Origin of the sequence: Nonomuraea sp. NPDC050643, from assembly GCF_040654715.1 — a bacterium.
In the GTDB taxonomy this organism is placed as follows: domain Bacteria; phylum Actinomycetota; class Actinomycetes; order Streptosporangiales; family Streptosporangiaceae; genus Nonomuraea.
In genome coordinates, this window is the sequence record NZ_JBFAIM010000185.1 from 1 (window position 1) to 1391 (window position 1391).

General features: G+C 72.0%; 2 protein-coding genes. Both read left to right on the forward strand.

Annotation, left to right across the window (positions count from 1 at the left end; translation table 11 throughout):
• The coding region (locus tag AB0I15_RS66865) for a hypothetical protein (protein ID WP_358121215.1) at window positions 1-894 on the forward strand (894 nt) is incomplete at its 5' end.
• A gap of 105 nt (window positions 895-999) precedes the next feature.
• Window positions 1000-1391: gamma-glutamyltransferase (locus AB0I15_RS66870; protein WP_358121217.1), on the forward strand; the 392-nt coding region annotated here is incomplete at its 3' end.

Sequence of the window (1391 nt, forward strand, 5' to 3'; positions counted from 1 at the left end):
GCCGAGCAGGGCCCGGATTACTTCTACGAGGGCGACTTCGCCCGCCGCTACGTCGAGACCGCCCGCGCCGCCGGCGGCCGCATCACCCTCGACGATCTGGCGGCCACGAAGTCCATCACCCTCCCCTTGACGCCGCTCCCGGTGGCGGGCGGCTACGAGCTGCACACCATCGGCCCGCTGTACGCCCTCATGCTCAGCCTGGCCCACCTGACCGGCCACAGTCTGCACCGCATGATGCGCATCGTCGAGGAGTCCTGGCACCACGGCCTGGCCCCCGGCGACCTGGACGTCTCACCCGAGGCCGCCGAGAAGCTGGCCGGGCGGGTCGTCGACGGCCCGCCACGCCCGTTCGACGCCATGAACATGGGCACCAACGCCATCGTCGCCGCCGACGCGAGCGGCATGATCGCCTACGGCACGCACTCCGCGAGCTCGACCGCCTTCGGCGTGGGCCTGATGGTGGACGGCGTGGTCGTGCCGCGTCCCATCACCCTGTACGCCTCCCCCATGGTCCCCATGCCCGCCGGCTGGGCGACGTCCCTGCTGGCCCTGCGCGACGGCCGCCCCGTGCTCACCGCCGCCTCCCCCAGCATCTCCGCACTCCAGAACGTCTTCCAGAACACCGTCAACATCCTCCAGCGCGGCATGACCCCACAACAATCCGTCCACCAACCCCTCTTCGGCGCCTCACACCACCCCAGCCGAAGCCCCATGGTCGAATCCACCATCGGCGAACCCGCCCTCACCGAAGCCGAGAACCAAGGACTCACCCTCACCCGCGTCTCCCCCTGGGAACCCGAAATGGGCAGCTGCCAAGCCATCGCCTTCACCCCCGACGGCACCCTCCACGGCGCCGCCGACCCCCGCAGACTCGGCCAAGCCGCCGGCCACTGACGTCATGCGACAGGTGCAGAGCGCGCGGGCCGAGGTTTACGACGCCTGTCGTTAGCTCCGGCACGCCGCCTGTAGCAGGCTCATGACTGTGATCAGGAGAAACGCATGACCAAGGTGCCGTCGCGCCCCTCGCGCCCGGACCCGCGCCACATAGCGGCGTCGAGCCGCCGGGGAATGATCTCGACCTCCCATCCCGCCGCCACCCGGGCGGGGGTGGCGGCCCTCGAAGCCGGCGGCAGTGCCGTGGACGCCTATCTCGCGGCGGCGGCCGTGCAGACGGTGGTCGAGCCGACCATGACCACACTGGCCGGCACGATGCTGATCTCCGTGTACGACCCCGCCACCGGCCGCAGCCGCTTCCTCAGCCATCTGGGCACCCGGCCCGCCGCCGAGGACGGCGACCTGGACGAGGCCGCCCGCCGCTCGGGCCGCACGGTCGTCACCCCGGGCTGGGTGCGCGGCGCGCACGCCGCCTGGCAGGAGTGGGGCCGCCTGCC